Source organism: Streptomyces sp. NPDC030862, from assembly GCF_055571835.1.
In genome coordinates, this window is record NZ_JBVIEN010000002.1 from 765,263 (window position 1) to 784,087 (window position 18,825).

Sequence of the window (18,825 nt, forward strand, 5' to 3'; positions counted from 1 at the left end):
GGGCCTGTCGAAAACGTCACCGCAGCGACTAGGGTGGGCCTGTCCAGTACTTGGACACCGAGTCACCGAGCACCACGAGACCGACAGGAGGGGTGGCAAGTGACCACCGAGCTGCGTCGTCTGCGCAACTACATCAACGGGGAGTTCCGGGACGCCGCCGACGGACGGACCATCGACGTGGTCAACCCGGCCACCGGCGAGGTGTACGCCACTTCCCCGCTGTCCGGGCAGGCCGACGTCGACGCCGCCATGGAGGCCGCCGCGGCCGCCTTCCCCGCCTGGCGGGACACCACGCCGGCGGAGCGCCAGAAGGTCCTCCTCAAGATCGCGGACGCCTTCGAAGAGCGCGCCGAGGACCTCATCGCCGCCGAGTCCGAGAACACCGGCAAGCCCCTCGCACTCACCCGCACCGAAGAGGTCCCCCCGATGGTGGACCAGATCCGCTTCTTCGCCGGCGCCGCCCGCCTGCTGGAGGGCAAGTCCGCCGGTGAGTACATGGAGGGCATGACCTCGATCATCCGGCGCGAGCCGGTCGGCGTCTGCGCCCAGGTCGCGCCGTGGAACTACCCGATGATGATGGCCGTCTGGAAGTTCGCCCCGGCCCTCGCCGCGGGCAACACCGTCGTCCTCAAGCCGTCGGACACCACCCCGGCGTCCACCGTGCTGATGGCCGAGATCATCGGCTCGATCGTCCCCAAGGGCGTCTTCAACGTCATCTGCGGCGACCGCGACACCGGCCGCGCCATGGTCGAGCACCCGACCCCCGCGATGGCCTCCATCACCGGCTCCGTACGCGCCGGCATGCAGGTCGCCGAGTCCGCCGCCAAGGACGTCAAGCGCGTCCACCTGGAGCTGGGCGGCAAGGCGCCGGTCGTCGTCTTCGAGGACACCGACATCGCCAAGGCCGTCGAGGACATCGCGGTCGCGGGCTTCTTCAACGCCGGCCAGGACTGCACCGCGGCCACCCGCGTGCTCGTCCAGGAGTCCATCCACGACGAGTTCGTCGCCGCGCTCGCCAAGGCCGCCGCCGAGACGAAGACCGGCCAGCCGGACGACGAGGACGTGCTGTACGGCCCGCTCAACAACGCCAACCAGCTGAAGCAGGTCAGCGGCTTCATCGAGCGCCTCCCCGCCCACGCCAAGGTCGAGGCGGGCGGCCACCGGGTCGGCGACAAGGGCTACTTCTACGCCCCGACCGTCGTCTCCGGCCTCAAGCAGGACGACGAGATCATCCAGAACGAGGTCTTCGGCCCGGTCATCACCGTCCAGTCCTTCACGGACGAGGAGCAGGCCGTCGCGTACGCGAACGGCGTCGAGTACGCCCTCGCCTCCTCGGTCTGGACCAAGGACCACGCCCGCGCCATGCGCCTGTCGAAGAACCTCGACTTCGGCTGCGTCTGGATCAACACCCACATCCCGCTGGTCGCGGAGATGCCGCACGGCGGCTTCAAGAAGTCGGGTTACGGCAAGGACCTGTCGGCGTACGGCTTCGAGGACTACACGCGCATCAAGCACGTGATGACCTCGCTGGGCTGATCCCCTCCAGGACCACCTCGCGGGCGGGCCGGGTCTCCCGGTCCGCCCGCTCGGCGTTTTCCGGTCCGCGTTTTCCGGCGTATGGGCATCTCCCGGGCGGGTACCCGCGGGCCATGAACGACAAGACGCCCGACAGGACACCGGACAAGACGCCGCAGGAACGCGCCCGCGAGCGGGCCGAGAAGGAGCCCGGAGCCCACTCGGGCGCCGAGCGCCAGGCGGGCCACCGCACCGTCCCCGGTACGGCGAGCGCCGCGGAGGGCTTCCGCCCCGGTGAGGGGACGGGCGGCGGCGAGCCGCTCAAGGGGGTCGAGGCGGACGAGGACGACGCCCACGGTCAGTAAGCCGGCCCCCGGGCCGTCGAGGGCGACGCTCACGGTCAGGAGGCTGGCCCCAGGCCGTCGGGAGCGAGGCCCACGGTTACTGAGCGACCCCCGGGCCGCCGGTAGCGGAGTGGACGCGGCGGAGCACTTCCCGGTCCACGCCTTTCGGCGCCTCCGGGCGGCTCACGTAGAGCTTCCCGTCGTCCGCCGGGGTGATCACCATCGACCCCTGCTCGCGGCAGGCCGCCTTGGCCGGGAGGAGCGGCCCGACGACGAGCCGGTCGCCCTGCGCGCCGGACAGCTCCCCCTTCCACTGGCAGCTCTCCTCGGACGAATCCGCGCGGCGCGCCGTGACGGCCTGGGTGCCGACGGCGCCCTGTTCGATCGTCAGCGTCAGAGCCTTCCCGTCGGGCGTGACCGCCATACCCCAGGTGCCCAGGAACCGCGCGGGCACGGCGGTGTCGCCCGTCTCGGCCGGGCGGAGCGTCGTCGACTTGCCCCCCACCTGCCACAGCAGTGTGCCGTCCGGCTGCGCCTTGAGGGTCTGCTCGACGGCCGGCTCGTCACAGCCCTTCGTGTCCTCCGGTACGTGCCGGACCCGGGTGCCCGCCCCCAGGACGATCTTCTCGCGACCGGCGGACACCAGCGGTACGCGGTCCTCGCACAGGGCGTGGGGCAGGGTGTACGTGACCGTGGCGACCGTCTCGTTCTTCTGCCCCTGGACGATGTCGAGGCGCCCCGCGAACTCGTTCTTGGACCCCGACCCCATCGTGCCCTCCCAGGAGCCGAGATAGGCGCCGGGTATGGCGCCCACCGGCTCCTTGATCTCGGGCTCCTTCTCCTCGCCGACGAGCACACCGATGATCACCAGCAGCACGATGACCGCCAGCGGCAGCCCGAACACGATGCCCAGGACGATCAGCGTCACCCGGCCGCCGCTCATCGGCGGCCGGGTGGCCGGGGGCGGGGTGGGCTGGTGCAGGTACGGATACGGGCCGGGTCCCGGGGGCGGGGTCGGGAACGCCGTGGGCCCGTACGGCCCCGGGTGCGGCGGCGGCGTCGGCTGCTGCGGCACCTGCCGGAGCGCGGGCGCCGGGGCGGGCCCCGGCACGACGGTTGCCGCCGCCGACGCGGGCGCCTCCGCGTCCAGCAGCCGCGCCGCCCGCTGCCCGAGCTGCGCGAGGAGCGCGCCCGGCAGCCAGGCCCCGGCGGGCTCGGCGTCCCGCGTGGCCTCGATCAGCTCCGCGACGGAGGGCCGCCCGGCCGGGTCCTTGATCAGACAGGCCCGGACGAGCCCGGCGAGCCTCGGCGGCACGCCCGCCAGGTCCGGCTCCTCCTGCACGATCCGGTACATCACGCTGTGCACGCCGCTGTCGAGGCTGCCGAACGGCGTCCGCCCCGTCGCCGCGTACGCGAGCACCGCACCCAGGCAGAACACGTCCGACGCGGGGGTGATGGCCTCGCCGCGCACCTGTTCCGGCGCCATGAAGCCGGGCGAGCCGACGACCGCGCCGGTGCGGGTCCTGACGTCACCGGCGGCGCTGTGCGCGTCCAGCGCCCGGGCGATGCCGAAGTCGATCACCCGCGGACCGTCCACGGTCACCAGGATGTTGGAGGGCTTCAAGTCGCGGTGCACCAGGCCCACGGCGTGGATGGACCCCAGTGCCTGGGACAGCCCGCTCGCCAGGGCGCGTACCGACTCCTCGGGCAGCGGCCCGTGGTCCTTGCCGACGACCTCCGAGAGGGAGGGGCCCGGGATGTACCCGGTCGCCACCCAGGGCATCGCGGCCCCGGTGTCGGCGTCGAGGACCGGTGCCGTCCACCGCCCGCCGACCCGCCGCGCCGCGTCGACCTCCTGGGCGAACCGCTGCCGGAACTCACCGTCCTGCGACAGCTGACGGAGGATCAGCTTCACGGCGACGGTCCGGCCGCCCTCGCTGCGCGCGAGGTACACGCGGCCCATCCCGCCCTCTCCCAGGCGTCCGAGAACGCGGTACGGGCCTATCCAGGCCGGGTCTTCAGCGGTGATCGGTTGCACGCTCGGATCTTCGCACAGCGGCGCCCCGAGTGCCGGGGGTGGGGTAAAGGCCGCGTAAACACCGGCGTACGCTGCGGACATGAGCGAGACCCGCGCCCTTATGCGGCGTATACGCATGTGGTTGGTGTTCTTCATCGTCTGTCTGGTGCTGAGCGGTCTGACGGCCTTTCCGCTCGTCACCGAGCTGCACCTCGCCGAGAGCGCCCTGAACGGCTGGGCGTCACCCGTCGCCGACACCTTCCCCGGTCTGGCGGAGTGGATCGGGCGCGTCAGCGCCGGCCTCGACACCGCCGACCAGCGCTACCCCTTCCTCCTCTACGGGACCGACTGGCTCGCCTTCGCGCACCTCGTCATCGCGGTCGCCTTCTACGGCCCCTACCGCGACCCCGTTCGCAACATCTGGGTCATCGAGTTCGGCATGATCGCCTGCGCCGGGATCATCCCGCTGGCGCTGATCTGCGGACCCATCCGGGACATCCCCTTCTGGTGGTCGGTGATCGACATGTCCTTCGGGGTCTTCGGCGTCATCCCGCTGCTGATCGTCCACCGCATGATCAAGCGCCTGGAGTCGCTGACGGAACCGGTCGGCGGGGCGCGCCGCGCGCTCCCCGTCTGAGACCGCTACCGGCGGCGCAGGACCGAGGCGAGCGTGTCCACCCGGTTGGTGGTGATCGAGTCGACCCCGCACGCGACCAGCCGGCGCATGGTCCTGCGGGTGTCGGCCGTCCACGCCGAGACGAGCAGCCCGTCGCGGTGGATGCGCTCGGTCAGCGCGGGGCTGACCAGCCCGAAGCGGTAGTTGAGCCAGCGCGGCGCCACCGTGTCGAGCAGCACGGGACGCGGCGGGGCCAGCGTCGTCCACGTCAGCGCGATCTCGGCGGCCGGGTCGGCCGCCCGTACCGGCAGCATCGCGGCGGAGCCGGCGCAGTAGTACACGCGCTCGGCCGCGCCGCAGTCGTGCACGGTCCCGACGATGGTCCGCACCGCCGCCTCCGTGGCGCCGGGCAGGTCGATCATCACCCGGTGCCCGCCGCCGATCGCGTCCAGCGCCTCCACCAGCGTCGGCACGCCCTCCGCGCCGGTCAGCCCCCGCACTTCGGCGAGGGTGAGCCGGTCCAGCCGCCGGTCGACGCCCCACAGCCGCTTCAGCGTGTCGTCGTGGAGCAGCACCGGGACGCCGTCGCGGGTGAGCCGTACGTCGATCTCGACGGCGTCCGCGCCGCGCGCGAGCGCCGAACGGATCGACGCCGTCGTGTTCTCGCGGACGCGGTACGGGTCGCCCCGGTGCGCGACGACGGTGACCGGGGGCATCAGCGGGCGAGCCACGCGGCGGTGTAGTCGTCGATCTCGGCCGCGATCCTCGCCTTGCCGGCCGCGTCCAGGAAGGACGCCTCGACGGCGTTCTTGGCGAGTTGGGCGATGCCGCGCTCGTCCAGCTCCAGCAGCCGGGCGGCGACCGCGTACTCGTTGTTGAGGTCGGTGCCGAACATCGGCGGGTCGTCGGAGTTGACGGTGACCAGCACCCCGGCGGCGACCATCTCCTTGATCGGGTGCTGCTCGATGTCCGTGACCGCGCGGGTGGCGATGTTCGAGGTCGGGCAGACCTCCAGCGGGATGCGGTGCTCCGCGAGGTACGCCAGCAGCTCCGGGTCCCGCGGCGCGCTGGTGCCGTGGCCGATGCGCTCGGCGCGCAGCTCGCGCAGCGCGTCCCAGATGGTCTGCGGCCCGGTCGTCTCGCCCGCGTGCGGCACCGAGTGCAGGCCGGCCGCGATGGCCCGGTCGAAGTACGGCTTGAACTGCGGGCGCCCCACGCCGATCTCCGGGCCGCCCAGCCCGAACGACACCAGGCCCTCCGGGCGCAGGTCGACCGCGAGCCGCGTGGTCTCCTCGGCGGCCTCCAGGCCGGCCTCGCCGGGGATGTCGAAGCACCAGCGCAGGATGACCCCGAGCTCGCTCTCGGCCGCGAGGCGGGCGTCCTCGATGGCCGCCATGAACGCCTTCTCGTCGATGCCGCGCCGCGTCGAGCTGAACGGCGTGACCGTCAGCTCGGCGTACCGGATGTTCTGCCGGGCCATGTCGCGGGCGACTTCGTAGGTGAGCAGCCGGACGTCCTCCGGCGTCCTGATCAGGTCCACCACCGACAGGTACACCTCGATGAAGTGCGCGAAGTCGGTGAAGACGAAATAGTCGACGAGCGCCTCGGGGTCCGTCGGTACCTTGGAGTCGGGGTGCCGGGCGGCCAGTTCGGCGACGATACGGGGGGAGGCGGAGCCGACGTGGTGGACGTGGAGCTCGGCCTTGGGCAGCCCCGCGATGAAGGGGTGCGGATCGGTCATCGGGGCCTCCTGGGTGCGCGGCCGGGCTGGTCAGGGATCATCGTAGGGCGGTCGTTAGCATGGCGGGACACGATGGGGGAGGCCCATGCCAGAGAACAGCGAAGCGAACGATCCCTGGGCTCCGCCGGAGAGCAGGCCGCCCCAGGACCGGGTCGAGCCGGTCAAGCCGCCGGCGGTCCACGAGCAGCCGACGGTGACGTCCATGCCGGCGGGCGGGGACGTCCCGCCGCCCCCGATAGCCCCCGGCGGGCCCGCCCAGCCGGCCCCGGGGCCGTACGGCTACCCGGCGCCCGCCTCGGCCCCGACGTCCCCCGGTGGCTACGGCTACCCGACCCAGCCCTACCCCGCCCCCGCCGCCTACCCGCCCCCGGCCTACGGCCGCCACACCGGCTGGACGCCCGCCCCGGCCAACGGCCTGGGCATCGCGGCGATGGTCCTCGGCATCGTCGCCGTCGTCGGCTTCTGCTTCTACGGGCTCGGCATCATCCCGGGCGTCCTGGCGCTGATCTTCGGCATCGTCGGCCGCAAGCGCGTGCAGCGCGGCGAGGCCACGAACAGCGAGATGGCGACGGCGGGCATCATCCTCGGCGTGATCGGCACGGTGATCAGCGCGGCGTTCCTGGCGTTCATCATCTGGGCGATCGTCGAGAGCGAGAGCTCCCGGGACGACCGCGACCCCTTCGCGACGTCGCTGGTCGTCTCCCGCGACTGACCTCCCGCCGGACGGCGGGGGTCTCGCGGGCGCGTCCGTCAGGCCCCCGCCGCGCGGAGCGTCGTACGCGCCCGCATCAGCGCGAACCCCAGGAGGTTGAGGCCCCGCCACTTCGCGGGGTTCGAGGCGTCGGGGTCCGTGGCGGCGAGGCCGATGCCCCAGACGCGGTCCAGCGGGCTGGCCTCCACCAGGACGCGGGTGTGCGTGGAGAGCAGGTACTCCCGCAGCTCGGGGTGCTGCCCGAACTTGTGCTCGCTGCCCGCGACCACGAGGGCGAACCGCTCCCGCTCCCATATCGCCTCGTCGAAGCCCCGCACCAGCCGCCCCGCCTTCTTCGCGGCCGCCGGGCTGCGGGCCTCGATGGCCTGGCGCTCGGCGTCCGCGTCCCCGAAGAGCCTCGCCTTCTCGGCCATCATCCAGTGCTCGGCCGTCGCGTACCGCACGCCGTCGACGGTGAACGGCGCCGGCCACCACTGGCTCAGGCAGCTCGCGCCGATCGTGCCGTCGGGCCTCGGGCGGTGGCCCCAGAAGTGCAGGTACTTCACCCGCTTACCACTGTTGACCTGCGCCAACAGGTCTTCGATCTTCTCCATGCACGGGAGTCTGACAGCCGCCACGGACACTCCGTACCGGGTTTTTGCTGCCCACGCGACACATGGTCGACCGATTCCGTCGCGTAACCAAAAGGCAACAACGGAATCCCTTGTTGGGTAGGCGCGCCTCTGTCAGGATCGGCACTCAATTCGAGCCGGGACAACGGAGAGCGTCATGGGCAACCGCTTCCAGGTGAAGGACGTGCGGGACCGCTTCGCGGCCGGCGCGCAGTACATCGGCGGGCGAGCGCGGGCCGGGACCTCCGGGCGTACGCACACCGTCGTGGACCCCGCGACCGGCGAGGACGTCCTCACCTACGAGCTCGCCGGAACGGCCGACGTGGACGCGGCCGTCGCCGCCGCGCGCGAGGCGTTCCCCGGCTGGGCGGGGGCCACTCCGGGCGAGCGGTCCGAGGCGATGCACCGCTTCGCGGGCGTACTCGCCGAGCGCGCCGAGGAGTTCGCGCAGGCGGAGTCGCTCCAGTGCGGCAAGCCCATCAAACTGACGCGCGAGTTCGACGTGCCCGGCACCGTCGACAACACCGCCTTCTTCGCGGGCGCGGCCCGCCACCTCCAGGGCCAGTCGGCCGGCGAGTACAGCGGCGACCACACCTCGTACGTCCGCCGGGAGCCCATCGGCGTCGTCGGCTCCATCGCGCCGTGGAACTACCCGCTCCAGATGGCCGCCTGGAAGGTCCTGCCGGCCATCGCCGCGGGCAACACCATCGTGCTGAAGCCCGCCGAGCTGACCCCGCTGACCTCGCTGATGTTCGCGCGGGCGGCCACGGACGCGGGCATCCCGGACGGTGTCGTCAACATCGTCACCGGGGCGGGGAAGGAGGCGGGCGAGCACCTCGTCGGGCACCCGGACGTGGCGATGACCTCGTTCACCGGCTCGACCGCCGTCGGCAGGCGCGTCGCCGAGATCGCCACCGCCACCGTCAAGCGCCTCCACCTCGAACTCGGCGGCAAGGCGCCCTTCGTCGTCTTCGACGACGCCGACCTGGAGGCCGCCGTCCACGGCGCGGTCGCCGGCGCGCTCATCAACACCGGCCAGGACTGCACGGCCGCCACCCGCGCCTACGTGCAGCGCCCGCTGTACGACGCCTTCGTGGAGCAGGTCGCCGACCTGATGGCGACCGTACGCCTCGGTGACCCGTTCGAGGAGAGCACCGACCTCGGGCCGCTGATCAGCCACGCCCAGCGCGACCGCGTCGCCGCCTTCGTGGACCGCGCCCGCGCGTACGCCACCGTCGTCACCGGCGGCGTGGCGCCCCACAACGACGGCGCCTACTACCGGCCGACGCTCATCACCAGGGCTCCGCAGGACAGCGAGATCGTCCAGGCCGAGATCTTCGGGCCGGTGCTGGTCGTGCTGCCGTTCGACAGCGACGAGGAGGGCATCCGGCTGGCCAACGACACGCCGTACGGCCTCGCCGCCTCCGCCTGGACCCGGGACGTCTACCGCGCCGGTCTCGCCACCCGCGCGATCAAGGCGGGCTGCGTCTGGGTCAACGACCACATCCCGATCATCAGCGAGATGCCGCACGGGGGCTACAAGGCATCCGGCTTCGGAAAGGACATGTCAACCTACTCCTTCGAGGAGTACACGCAGGTCAAGCATGTGATGTACGACAACACGGCGGTGGCGGCGAAGGATTGGCACCGCACCATCTTCGGAGACCGCGGCGACGCGAGGAAGTGAGACGTGAACCTCCTCCCGCCCGCGGGCGCGTGTGCCGAAAGGCAGTCCGCCGGACGCACCGGCGGACTGCCCCGTGTTACCCGCGAGCCCTACCCGTCACGGCCCTCCGTGCTTACGAACCGCGGCGTAGTACTTGTCCGCCCACTTCTTGCACCCGCCGACGTTCATCTTGTGCTGCCCATTGCAGTACGTGTACATGTCGGCTTTGAAATTGTCATCAATCATTTTACGCGTCGTGCGGTTGAACCGGTTCTGCTTCTTGTAATTCCGGTAACCGAAGTCATGCCGCTGACAGGACGGCAGGAAGTCATGGCCCAACGGGCTGTCAGGCGACCAGGAACAGCCGTCGGACGACCAGTCGAGGTTCTTGGAGCGAGTCGCACTGTTGCGGACACTCTGGAACTGCTTCATCGAGTACGTGTAGAGCAGCTTGTCCGTGTATTGCTGAATGGCCGGCTTCGGGCTCGGCTTTGCCAGAGCCGGCTCCGAGAGCATGGTCACGCACAGGAGTGCGCACAGTGCTGTGATGAAAGCAGCAGCCCCTTTGCGAGGCATGGAAGTCCCCCAGTTCCCGATAAGACGTTGGGTGACGGCGAGGAGCCCGTCCATCCCCCGGTGAAGTGCTCTGCGGCGCCGACGAATCCGTGGCGGCATGTCGCGCGGCGAGGTCTTCGACGTCCGCGGAGAAGTTTTCCCAGGAGGTGTGGTCGCACCCGCTGAGTCCTGTTCCCCCGTGAGCCGCGTGCAGCGGTGTGAACGATCCCCCTCGAACCGCCGCTCGCGATCAGAATCTTGGCAGGTTCACGCCGCCACGCGCTCGAAAGCCTGCCATTTTTGCCGTTTCTTTGCCTTGCTTGGCTCGCCCGGGCGGCCGGGCGGTCTTGTGGTCACCGCATGCCACCGATTCCGTCGCGGGGTCAGGCGGAAGCCACGAAATCGCTTGTTGACACCATGATGTGCCGTCAGGATCCTCGTCCCTAGCCGGAATCAGCCACTCCCCTCCCGATGAGCCGGTCGACACCTTCGAAGGGTATGAACACATGGAGCAGAACGAGCCCGAGGGGCTGTCCTCGCACGAACTGGCCGCGATCCGGCGCAGCGTGAGGAACGGACGCATGGCGCTCAGCCGTCGGAACATGCTGAGGGTCGCCGGTGCGAGTGCTCTTGTGCTCGGCGGCGCTGGTTCCCTCAGCGCCTGTGGCATTCCGCCCGCAAAGCGCAGTGGTGACGAATCGTCGGAGGACTACTCCGACACGGAGAAAACCCTCAATTTCTCCAACTGGCCGCAGTACATCGACGTGAGTGACGACGAGAAGAGCCGTCCCACGCTCGAAGCCTTTCAGAAGCGCACCGGCGTCAGGGTCAAGTACACCGAGGACATCAACGACAACGTCGAGTTCTACGGAAAGGTCAGTGCGCAGCTGGCCGCCGGTCAGGACACCGGCCGGGACCTCATCTGCGTAACGGACTGGCTGGCCGCCCGGCTTATCGGTCTCGGATGGATGCAGAAACTCGACCAGGCCAACGTGCCGAACGCCTTCGCCCATCTCGCGGACGGATTCCGCAACCCCGCTTGGGACCCCGGCCGTGCCCACTCCTACCCGTGGACCGGCATCATGACCGTGATCGCCTACAACAGGAAGGCGACGGGCGGCCGCAAGGTCGAATCCTTCGATCAACTGCTGGAAGACCCCAAGCTGAAGGGGCGCGTCGGCCTCCTGTCCGAAATGCGGGATACTGTCGGGTTCTCCCTGCTGGACATGGGCAAGAAGCCGGAGAACTTCACCGACGACGACTTCGACGCCGCCGTCGCCCGCGTTCAGAAGGCCGTCGACCGCAAGCAGATCCGCCGCTTCACCGGCAACGACTACACCGGGGACCTCAATAGCGGAGACATGGCCGCCTGCCTCGCCTGGGCCGGCGACCTCATCCAGCTGCAAGCCGACAACCCCGACATCCAGTTCGCCATACCGGCCGCCGGCTACATGACGTCCAGCGACAACCTGCTGATCCCCAACAAGGCACGCCACAAGAAGAACGCCGAGCGGCTCATCAACCACTACTACGACCCCAAGGTCGCAGCGCAGCTCGCCGCCTGGATCAGCTATGTCTGCCCGGTGGACGGAGTGCGCGATGAACTCGCCAAGATCGACAAGGATCTGGCCGCCAATCCCCTGATCCTCCCGGACGAGGAGATGGCCGCGAAGGGCCACACCTTCCGCCCCCTGTCGGAGAAGGAGAACAAGACGTACGAGAAGAAGTTCTCCACCCTCACGGGCTCCTGACGGCTCGAAGGGGACCGCTCACCACGGGCCCGTACACGCCATCCCGCTCCCCGACGACCCTGGGACGACCATCCATGACAGAGACCGTTTCGAACACCGACAACAGCACCGGCGGCGACGTCCGCCTCTCCGGGATCAGCAAGACGTACGGCTCCTTCACCGCCGTCCACCCCCTCGACCTCACCGTCCCGCAGGGCTCCTTCTTCGCCCTCCTCGGCGCCTCCGGCTGCGGCAAGACGACCACCCTGCGCATGATCGCCGGCCTGGAGGAGCCCACCACGGGCACCGTCCACCTCGGCGACACGGACGTCACCGACCTGCCCCCGTACAAGCGGCCCGTCAACACCGTCTTCCAGAGCTACGCCCTCTTCCCGCACCTGAGCATCTACGAGAACGTCGCCTTCGGGCTGCGCCGCCGCGGCGTGAAGTCCGTGAAGAAGCAGGTCGACGAGATGCTGGAGCTCGTCCAGCTCGGCGACAAGGCCGGGCACAAGCCGCACCAGCTCTCCGGTGGCCAGCAGCAGCGCGTGGCCGTCGCCCGGGCGCTCATCAACCACCCGCAGGTCCTCCTGCTCGACGAGCCGCTCGGCGCCCTCGACCTCAAGCTGCGCCGTCAGATGCAGCTGGAGCTCAAGCGGATCCAGACCGAGGTCGGCATCACCTTCGTCCACGTCACGCACGACCAGGAGGAGGCCATGACCATGGCCGACACGGTCGCGGTGATGAACGGCGGACGCGTCGAGCAGCTCGGCGCCCCCGCCGACCTCTACGAGAACCCGCGCACCACCTTCGTCGCCAACTTCCTCGGCACCTCCAACCTCATCGAGGCCGAGGTCGTCGAGGCCGCCTCCGACCTCGCCGTCACCGCCGGCGGCGCCACACTGCGGCTGCCCGCCGACCGGTGCTCCGCCCCCACCACCACCGGCGGCAAGGTGCTCGTCGGCATCCGCCCGGAGAAGATCTCGCTCGCTCACGCCGACGACGCGAGCGCGATCGCCACCGGGCGCAACCAGGTCAGGGGCCGGATCACCGCCACCTCCTTCATCGGCGTCTCCACGCAGTACGTCGTGGACGGCCCGGCCGGCCAGGGCCTGCAGGTGTACGAGCAGAACATCGAGCGCGACTCCCGGCTGGCGCCGGGCGCCGAGGTCGTCTTGCACTGGAACCCGGCGCACACCTTCGCCCTGGACGCGGCCCAGGACATCGACGCGGGCGTGGAAAAGGTGGAGGACGCCGCGTGACCACGACCACGGAAGTCCCCGAAGCCCCACCCGTCGCCGTACGCGAGCCGTCCGTACGGAAGCCGGCCGCCCGCAAGCGGCTCGTCCCGTACTGGCTGCTGCTGCCCGGCATCCTCTGGCTGCTCGTCTTCTTCGCGCTGCCGATGGTCTACCAGGCCTCCACCTCCGTGCAGACCGGCTCCCTGGAGAAGGGGTACGAGGTCACCTGGCACTTCCGGACGTACTGGGAGGCCTTCACCGAGTACTGGCCGCAGTTCGTGCGGTCCCTGCTGTACGCCGGTACCGCGACCTTCCTGTGCCTGCTGCTCGGCTACCCGCTCGCCTACCTCATCGCCTTCAAGGCGGGCCGCTGGCGCAACCTGCTGCTCGTCCTCGTCATCGCGCCGTTCTTCACCAGCTTCCTCATCCGGACGCTGGCGTGGAAGACGATCCTCGCGGACGGCGGCGCGGTCGTCGGCGCGCTGGACGCGCTGCACGTCCTCGACGTGACCAGTTGGCTCGGCTGGACCCAGGGCGACCGGGTCCTCGCCACGCCCATGGCGGTCGTCTGCGGCCTGACGTACAACTTCCTGCCCTTCATGATCCTGCCGCTCTACACCTCGCTGGAGCGCATCGACGGCCGGCTGCACGAGGCCGCCAAGGACCTGTACGCGTCGCCCGCCACCACCTTCCGCAAGGTGACCTTCCCGCTGTCCATGCCCGGCGTCGTCTCCGGCACGCTGCTCACCTTCATCCCGGCCAGCGGTGACTACGTCAACGCCGAACTGCTCGGCTCGACCGACACCAAGATGGTCGGCAACGTCATCCAGTCGCAGTTCCTCCGGGTGCTCGACTACCCGACGGCGGCCGCGCTGTCCTTCATCCTGATGGCGATCGTGCTGATCATGGTCACCGTCTACATCCGCCGGGCCGGAACGGAGGACCTGGTCTGATGCGCTGGCTCCGCAAGAACCTCGTCGTCATCGCGGGTCTGCTGACCCTCGCCTACATGATCCTGCCGAACGTCGTCGTGATGGTGTTCTCCTTCAACGACCCGGCGGGCCGCTTCAACTACACCTGGCGGGAGTTCTCCACCCAGGCGTGGCGCGACCCGTGCGGCGTCGCCGACCTGTGCGGCTCGCTCGCGCTCTCCCTCCAGATCGCCGCCTGGGCCATGCTCGGCGCCACCGTCCTCGGCACGATGATCGCCTTCGCGCTGGTCCGCTACCGCTTCCGGGCGCGCGGCGCGATCAACTCGCTGATCTTCCTGCCGATGGCGATGCCCGAGGTCGTCATGGCCGCCTCCCTGCTGACGCTCTTCCTCAACATGAACGCCGACCTGGGCTTCTGGACGGTCCTCATCGCACACATCATGTTCTGCCTGAGCTTCGTCGTGACGGCGGTCAAGGCGCGCGTGATGTCGATGGACCCGCGCCTGGAGGAGGCCGCCCGGGACCTGTACGCCGGTCCCGTGCAGACCTTCCTGCGGGTCACGCTGCCCATCGCCGCGCCCGGCATCGCGGCCGGCGCGCTGCTCGCCTTCGCGCTGTCGTTCGACGACTTCATCATCACCAACTTCAACGCGGGCTCGACCGTGACCTTCCCCATGTTCGTGTGGGGCTCGGCGCAGCGCGGCACGCCCGTACAGATCAACGTCATCGGCACGGCGATGTTCGTCATCGCGGTCCTGGTGGTCCTCGCCGGACAGGTCGCGGCCAACCGGCGCAAGCGCACGACACAGCCCTAGAAACTGAGGGAGTTGGAAACCATGGCCCCAGCCGCCATGCGTACCGCTGCACAATCACTCTCGGACGCCCAGCCCGTCCCCTTCTGGCTGGAAGACCCCGGCAAGCCCGCGCCAGAGCCCGCCCTCACCCGCACCGACCACTGCGACCTGCTGGTCGTCGGAGGCGGCTACAGCGGCCTGTGGACCGCGCTCCTCGCCAAGGAGCGCGACCCGAAGCGGGACGTCGTGCTCATCGAGGGCCGGGAGGCGGGCTGGGCCGCCTCCGGCCGCAACGGCGGCTTCTGCGCCGCCTCCCTCACCCACGGCTTCGGCAACGGTCTCGCCCGCTGGCCGGACGAGCTCGCCACGCTGGAGCGGCTGGGCGAGCAGAACCTGGACGCGATCGAGGCCGCCGTCGCCGCGTACGGCATCGACTGCGACTTCGAGCGCACCGGCGAGATCGACGTCGCCACCGAGCCCCACCAGCTCGCCGAGCTGACGGAGGTGTACGAGGCGGCCGCCCGCCTGGGCCTCGCCGACGGGCTGGAGGTCCTCGACCGCGACGCCGTACGCGCCCAGGTCGACTCCCCGACCTTCCTCGGCGGCCTGTGGGACCGGCGCGGCGTCGCCATGCTCAACCCCGCCAAGCTGGCGTGGGGCCTCAAGCGGGCCTGCCTGGAACAGGGCGTACGCGTCTACGAGAACACCCCGGGCCTCGACCTGGTCCGCGCGGGCGGCGGCATGGCCGTCCGCACCCCGTACGGCAGGGTCCTCGCCCGGCAGGTCGCGCTCGGCACCAACGTCTTCCCGTCGCTGATCAAGCGCGTCCGCGCGTATACCGTCCCCGTCTACGACTACGCCCTGATGACCGAGCCGCTCGGTGACGAGCAGCTGGAGGCCCTCGGCTGGAAGAACCGCCAGGGCCTCGGCGACAGCGCCAACCAGTTCCACTACTTCCGGCTCAGCGCCGACAACCGGATCCTGTGGGGCGGTTACGACGCCGTCTACCCCTTCGGCGGGCGCGTGCGCGCCGAACTGGACCACCGCCCGGAGACGTACCTGACCCTCGCCGAGCACTTCTTCCGCTGCTTCCCGCAGCTGGAGGGCGTCCGTTTCACCCACGCGTGGGGCGGCGCCATCGACACCTGCTCGCGGTTCTCCGCCTTCTTCGGCACGGCCCACGCCGGCCGGGTCGCCTACGCGGCCGGCTTCACCGGCCTGGGCGTCGGCGCGACGCGCTTCGGCGCGGACGTGATGCTCGACCTCCTCTCGGGCGAGCGCACCGAGCGCACCGAGCTGGAGATGGTCCGCTCCAAGCCGCTGCCCTTCCCGCCGGAACCCCTCGCATGGGCGGGCATCGGCCTGACCAAGTGGTCCCTGGCGAGGGCCGACGCCAACGGCGGCCGGCGCAACCTGTGGCTGCGGACGATGGACCGGCTGGGGCTGGGCTTCGACAGCTGACCACGTCATCCGCGCGACCCGCGTAATGATCCGGGTTCACCCGCCTCTCTCCGTGTGAACGCACTGCCCGGCAGGGCAGGCACAGGCACGGACAGGGAGGCTGTGGACGATGACCGGTTCGGGGGCTTCGGGAGCTTCGGGGGCTTGGGGGGCTTCGGGTGGCAAGGGCGCGGTGGAGTGGCTGGTGTCGGCGGCGCCGGACCCCGTCGCGTGCCGGTGGGAGTGGGAGCGCAGCCCCGCGGGGGTGGTGCTGCTCCCGGCGGGGCGGCGCTGGGACGTGCTGATCGTGCCCGGCGAGCTCGGCTACCCGGCCCTCGACGTGCTCTCCCGGCTCGTCGACCGCCCCGGCCCGGTCCTCGCCGACTTCGGCGACGCCCGCATGGGTTTCTTCGTCCCGCCGGGCACGGCCGCCCGCTGGGTCGGCACCGGCATGCGCGCCGCCGGGCGCGGCACCTGGCTCGTCGTGCCGTATCCCTGCCCGGGCCGGGCGACCGGCGGCACGCGCTGGCTGGTGTGGCCGGACGGCGCGGGGACCCTGACGGACCCGGCGCTGCTGGAGCTGGCGCTGCACGAGGCGGCGGGGTGGCTGGCGAGGCGGCGGCACCGGACGTGAGCGAGGGGGCGGGCCGGAGCGCGACCTGACGAAGTGGCGTTCCGGGACGGGCGGCGCCGGGCGCGCCGCCCCTACTGTCCTGGCAACACGGCCCGCCCTCCGCCTCTCTTCAGGGAGCCCCGCATGACCGTCGCCGACATCGCGATCCCCGACAGTGCCCTCGCCAAGGAGGCCACCGAGCTCGTACGCGACACCGCAGACGAGCTGATCTACCACCACTCGCGCCGCGTCTACCTCTTCGGAGCACTCCAGGGCCGCAACCGCGGACTGGTCTTCGACCCGGAACTGCTCTACGTGGGCGCCATGTTCCACGACCTCGGACTCACCGAGGCGCACCGCGGCTCCACCCGCCGCTTCGAGATCGACGGCGCCGAGGACGCCCGTGCCTTCCTGCTCCGGCACGGGGTGCCCGAGGAGAGCGCCCGCGTGGTGTGGGAGGCCATCGCCCTGCACACCACGCCCGAGATCCCCGCGTACATGGCCCCCGAGATCGCCCTGGTCACGGCGGGCGTCGAGCTCGACGTCCTGGGCATCGGCTACGACGACGTCTCCGACAGGCAGCGGGCCGCGGTCGTCGCCGCGCACCCGCGCCCCGACTTCAAGCGCCGCATCCTCCAGGCCTTCAACGACGGCATCGCACACCGTCCCCACACCACCTTCGGCAACGTCAAGGCCGATGTCCTGGAGCGCTACACCGAGGGCTACGTCCGCCCCGACTTCGTCGACGTCATCACCGGCTCCCCCTGGGCGGAGTAGGTGGCTCTCGACACGGCCCGGCTGCGGGCGGAGTTCCAGGCCCTGGGCCTGCCCAGGGGAGCCGTCGTGATGGTGCACTCGTCCCTGTCGGCCTTCGGCCAAGTGGAAGGCGGGGCCCGTGCCGTCCTGGACGCGCTGCTCGGCTGCCTCGGGGACTCCGGCACCGTCGCCGTCCCCACCTTCACGCCCCAGGTCGCCGACCCCGCGCCGTACGCCCGCGACGCCTTCGACCCCGAGGTGGAGAGCGCCCGCCGGGCGGTGCCGGACTTCCACGACGCGCTGCCCACCCCGATGGGGGCCCTCCCCAACGCGGTGCTGGCCCACCCCGGCCGGCTGCGCGGCGGCCACCCCCAGGCCTCCGTCGCCGCCATCGGCCCGCACGCCCGCACCCTCACGGAGGGGCGGCCCCTGGCGTACGCCCTGGGCGCGGGATCCGCCTTCGCCCGGCTGTACGAACTCGGCGCCCACATCCTCCTCCTGGGCGTCGGCCACAACCGGAACTCATTCCTGCACTACGCCGAGTCGCTGGTCCCGCACCACCGCCGCAAGCTGCGCCGCTTCCCGTACTCGACCGGCGGGCAGCGGGTGTGGGTCGAGGCGCCGGACGTGGGCGACGACAACGGCACCTTCTTCCCCCGCCTGGGCGCCGAGGCCCGCGCCGCCGGCCTGGTCCGCACCCGCACGGTCGGGGCGGCGCCCTGCGAGCTGATGGAGAGCGTGCCGTTCACCGACTTTGCGGCGGCGCGCCTGGCGGAGCTGCTGGCTCAGCGGCGGGCGGCGTAGCCCAGGCCCAGGAGCACCGGCGCGAACAGGCACGCGCTGCCCAGCACGTCCAGCGGCCAGTGGTAGCCGCGCAGCACCAGCCCGACGCCCGTCGCCACCGTCAGCAGGGCGGCGACGGGCAGCAGCCGTCGCCGGTGGACCAGGAGGGCCGCCCCGCCGTACGCCACCAGCGCCGTCGCCGTGTGCCCGGACGGGTAGTAGCCCGTCTCCGCGGTCAGCGGCCCCACCCGGTCGACGAGCACCTTCAGCGGCACCACCACGGCGGGTACGAGCGCCATCGCCAGCCCCGCGCACAGCGCCGCCCGGCGGCGCCGGCGCCACACCGCGTACGCGAGGGCGACGGCGAGGACGGGCAGAGCGACCTGGAGGTTGCCGAGGTCGGCGAGGAGTTCGGTGAGCGGGGCCGGTCCGCGTCCGGCGACGGCGCGCCCGGCGCGCTCGTCCAGCCGGGCGAGCGGCCCGTGGACCGCGACCTGCCAGGTGACGACCGCGAACAGCAGCAGGGCCGCCACGGGGAGGAATGCCGACCGCCCCGGAACAGGGGGGGTTGTTCCGGGGCGGTCGCCGTGACCGGTGCGCCGCACGCCCCGGGGGGTATGGGGCGGGCGACTGTCCGATCGGTGAGGAGTTCCGGAGCCGAAGGCCCCGGTGGTGTGCGCGAAGGCACGCCCAGGGCGGGGCTGGGGAGGCTCCGGCCTGGAAGGTGTCTCTCTCATCTGCGAAAACCGTACGGCAGGA

General features: G+C 71.1%; 19 protein-coding genes. 13 read left to right on the top strand and 6 right to left on the bottom strand.

Translation table 11 applies throughout. The annotated features are described in order from the left end of the window. Positions 1-99: 99 nt before the first annotated feature. Complete coding sequence (locus ACZ42X_RS07735; RefSeq protein WP_468285374.1) at positions 100-1,536, top strand: gamma-aminobutyraldehyde dehydrogenase; 1,437 nt, start codon at positions 100-102, stop codon at positions 1,534-1,536. A gap of 113 nt (positions 1,537-1,649) precedes the next feature. Beyond that, a complete protein-coding gene (locus tag ACZ42X_RS07740; RefSeq protein ID WP_468285377.1) occupies positions 1,650-1,880 on the top strand; it encodes a hypothetical protein in 231 nt (76 codons plus the stop codon). A 76-nt stretch (positions 1,881-1,956) separates the two neighbouring features. Here ACZ42X_RS07740 and ACZ42X_RS07745 read toward each other — a convergent pair whose 3' ends face one another. Further along, the gene (locus ACZ42X_RS07745) at positions 1,957-3,897 is read right to left on the bottom strand and encodes a serine/threonine-protein kinase (RefSeq protein WP_468285379.1); all 1,941 of its coding nucleotides are present in this window, start codon (positions 3,895-3,897) and stop codon (positions 1,957-1,959) included. A 79-nt stretch (positions 3,898-3,976) separates the two neighbouring features. On the opposite strand from ACZ42X_RS07745, the gene ACZ42X_RS07750 reads away from it, so the two are divergent. Continuing rightward, positions 3,977-4,513 (top strand): hypothetical protein, encoded by a 537-nt coding sequence (locus ACZ42X_RS07750; RefSeq protein ID WP_468285382.1) that lies wholly within the window; start codon positions 3,977-3,979, stop codon positions 4,511-4,513. Positions 4,514-4,518: 5 nt separating this feature from the next. On the opposite strand, the gene ACZ42X_RS07755 is transcribed toward ACZ42X_RS07750, so the two are convergent. After that, positions 4,519-5,208 carry a glycerophosphodiester phosphodiesterase gene (locus ACZ42X_RS07755; protein WP_468285685.1) on the bottom strand — a complete coding sequence of 230 codons (690 nt, stop codon included), beginning with the start codon at positions 5,206-5,208 and terminating at the stop codon, positions 4,519-4,521. Continuing rightward, positions 5,208-6,233, bottom strand: coding sequence for an adenosine deaminase (locus ACZ42X_RS07760; protein ID WP_468285385.1), 1,026 nt, complete (start codon positions 6,231-6,233; stop codon positions 5,208-5,210). The genes ACZ42X_RS07755 and ACZ42X_RS07760 overlap by 1 nt, the downstream gene beginning before the upstream one ends. An 85-nt stretch (positions 6,234-6,318) precedes the next feature. Between ACZ42X_RS07760 and ACZ42X_RS07765 the strand changes: the two genes are divergently transcribed. Then, complete coding sequence (locus tag ACZ42X_RS07765; protein ID WP_468285388.1) at positions 6,319-6,945, top strand: DUF4190 domain-containing protein; 627 nt, start codon at positions 6,319-6,321, stop codon at positions 6,943-6,945. A 38-nt stretch (positions 6,946-6,983) separates the two neighbouring features. Here ACZ42X_RS07765 and ACZ42X_RS07770 read toward each other — a convergent pair whose 3' ends face one another. Then, positions 6,984-7,538, bottom strand: coding sequence for an NADAR family protein (locus tag ACZ42X_RS07770; RefSeq protein WP_468285391.1), 555 nt, complete (start codon positions 7,536-7,538; stop codon positions 6,984-6,986). A 175-nt stretch (positions 7,539-7,713) separates the two neighbouring features. Between ACZ42X_RS07770 and ACZ42X_RS07775 the strand changes: the two genes are divergently transcribed. After that, positions 7,714-9,243, top strand: coding sequence for a gamma-aminobutyraldehyde dehydrogenase (locus ACZ42X_RS07775; protein WP_468285394.1), 1,530 nt, complete (start codon positions 7,714-7,716; stop codon positions 9,241-9,243). Between the two features lie 96 nt (positions 9,244-9,339). Here ACZ42X_RS07775 and ACZ42X_RS07780 read toward each other — a convergent pair whose 3' ends face one another. Then, positions 9,340-9,738, bottom strand: coding sequence for a phospholipase (locus ACZ42X_RS07780; RefSeq protein ID WP_468285688.1), 399 nt, complete (start codon positions 9,736-9,738; stop codon positions 9,340-9,342). Between the two features lie 545 nt (positions 9,739-10,283). Between ACZ42X_RS07780 and ACZ42X_RS07785 the strand changes: the two genes are divergently transcribed. The 8 genes from ACZ42X_RS07785 (at position 10,284) to ACZ42X_RS07820 (ending at position 18,087) form a co-directional block, all read left to right on the top strand. Then, a complete protein-coding gene (locus tag ACZ42X_RS07785) occupies positions 10,284-11,528 on the top strand; it encodes an ABC transporter substrate-binding protein (protein WP_468285397.1) in 1,245 nt (414 codons plus the stop codon). Between the two features lie 74 nt (positions 11,529-11,602). After that, positions 11,603-12,769, top strand: coding sequence for an ABC transporter ATP-binding protein (locus ACZ42X_RS07790; RefSeq protein ID WP_468285400.1), 1,167 nt, complete (start codon positions 11,603-11,605; stop codon positions 12,767-12,769). After that, positions 12,766-13,701 (top strand): ABC transporter permease, encoded by a 936-nt coding sequence (locus tag ACZ42X_RS07795; RefSeq protein WP_468285403.1) that lies wholly within the window; start codon positions 12,766-12,768, stop codon positions 13,699-13,701. Before ACZ42X_RS07790 ends, ACZ42X_RS07795 begins: the two co-directional genes overlap by 4 nt. Continuing rightward, the gene (locus ACZ42X_RS07800) at positions 13,701-14,495 is read left to right on the top strand and encodes an ABC transporter permease (RefSeq protein WP_468285406.1); all 795 of its coding nucleotides are present in this window, start codon (positions 13,701-13,703) and stop codon (positions 14,493-14,495) included. The genes ACZ42X_RS07795 and ACZ42X_RS07800 overlap by 1 nt, the downstream gene beginning before the upstream one ends. Positions 14,496-14,516: 21 nt before the next feature. Then, complete coding sequence (locus ACZ42X_RS07805; RefSeq protein ID WP_468285409.1) at positions 14,517-15,935, top strand: NAD(P)/FAD-dependent oxidoreductase; 1,419 nt, start codon at positions 14,517-14,519, stop codon at positions 15,933-15,935. 109 nt (positions 15,936-16,044) lie between these two features. After that, entirely contained in the window at positions 16,045-16,548 is a 504-nt protein-coding gene (locus ACZ42X_RS07810; RefSeq protein WP_468285411.1) for a hypothetical protein, read from the top strand. Between the two features lie 123 nt (positions 16,549-16,671). Beyond that, positions 16,672-17,304 carry an HD domain-containing protein gene (locus tag ACZ42X_RS07815; protein ID WP_468285413.1) on the top strand — a complete coding sequence of 211 codons (633 nt, stop codon included), beginning with the start codon at positions 16,672-16,674 and terminating at the stop codon, positions 17,302-17,304. After that, a complete protein-coding gene (locus tag ACZ42X_RS07820) occupies positions 17,305-18,087 on the top strand; it encodes an AAC(3) family N-acetyltransferase (protein WP_468285416.1) in 783 nt (260 codons plus the stop codon). Here the strand turns inward: ACZ42X_RS07820 and ACZ42X_RS07825 are convergent. Continuing rightward, positions 18,069-18,803, bottom strand: coding sequence for a phosphatase PAP2 family protein (locus ACZ42X_RS07825; RefSeq protein ID WP_468285418.1), 735 nt, complete (start codon positions 18,801-18,803; stop codon positions 18,069-18,071). The two genes, ACZ42X_RS07820 and ACZ42X_RS07825, sit on opposite strands and share 19 nt — an antisense overlap. Positions 18,804-18,825: the final 22 nt, after the last annotated feature.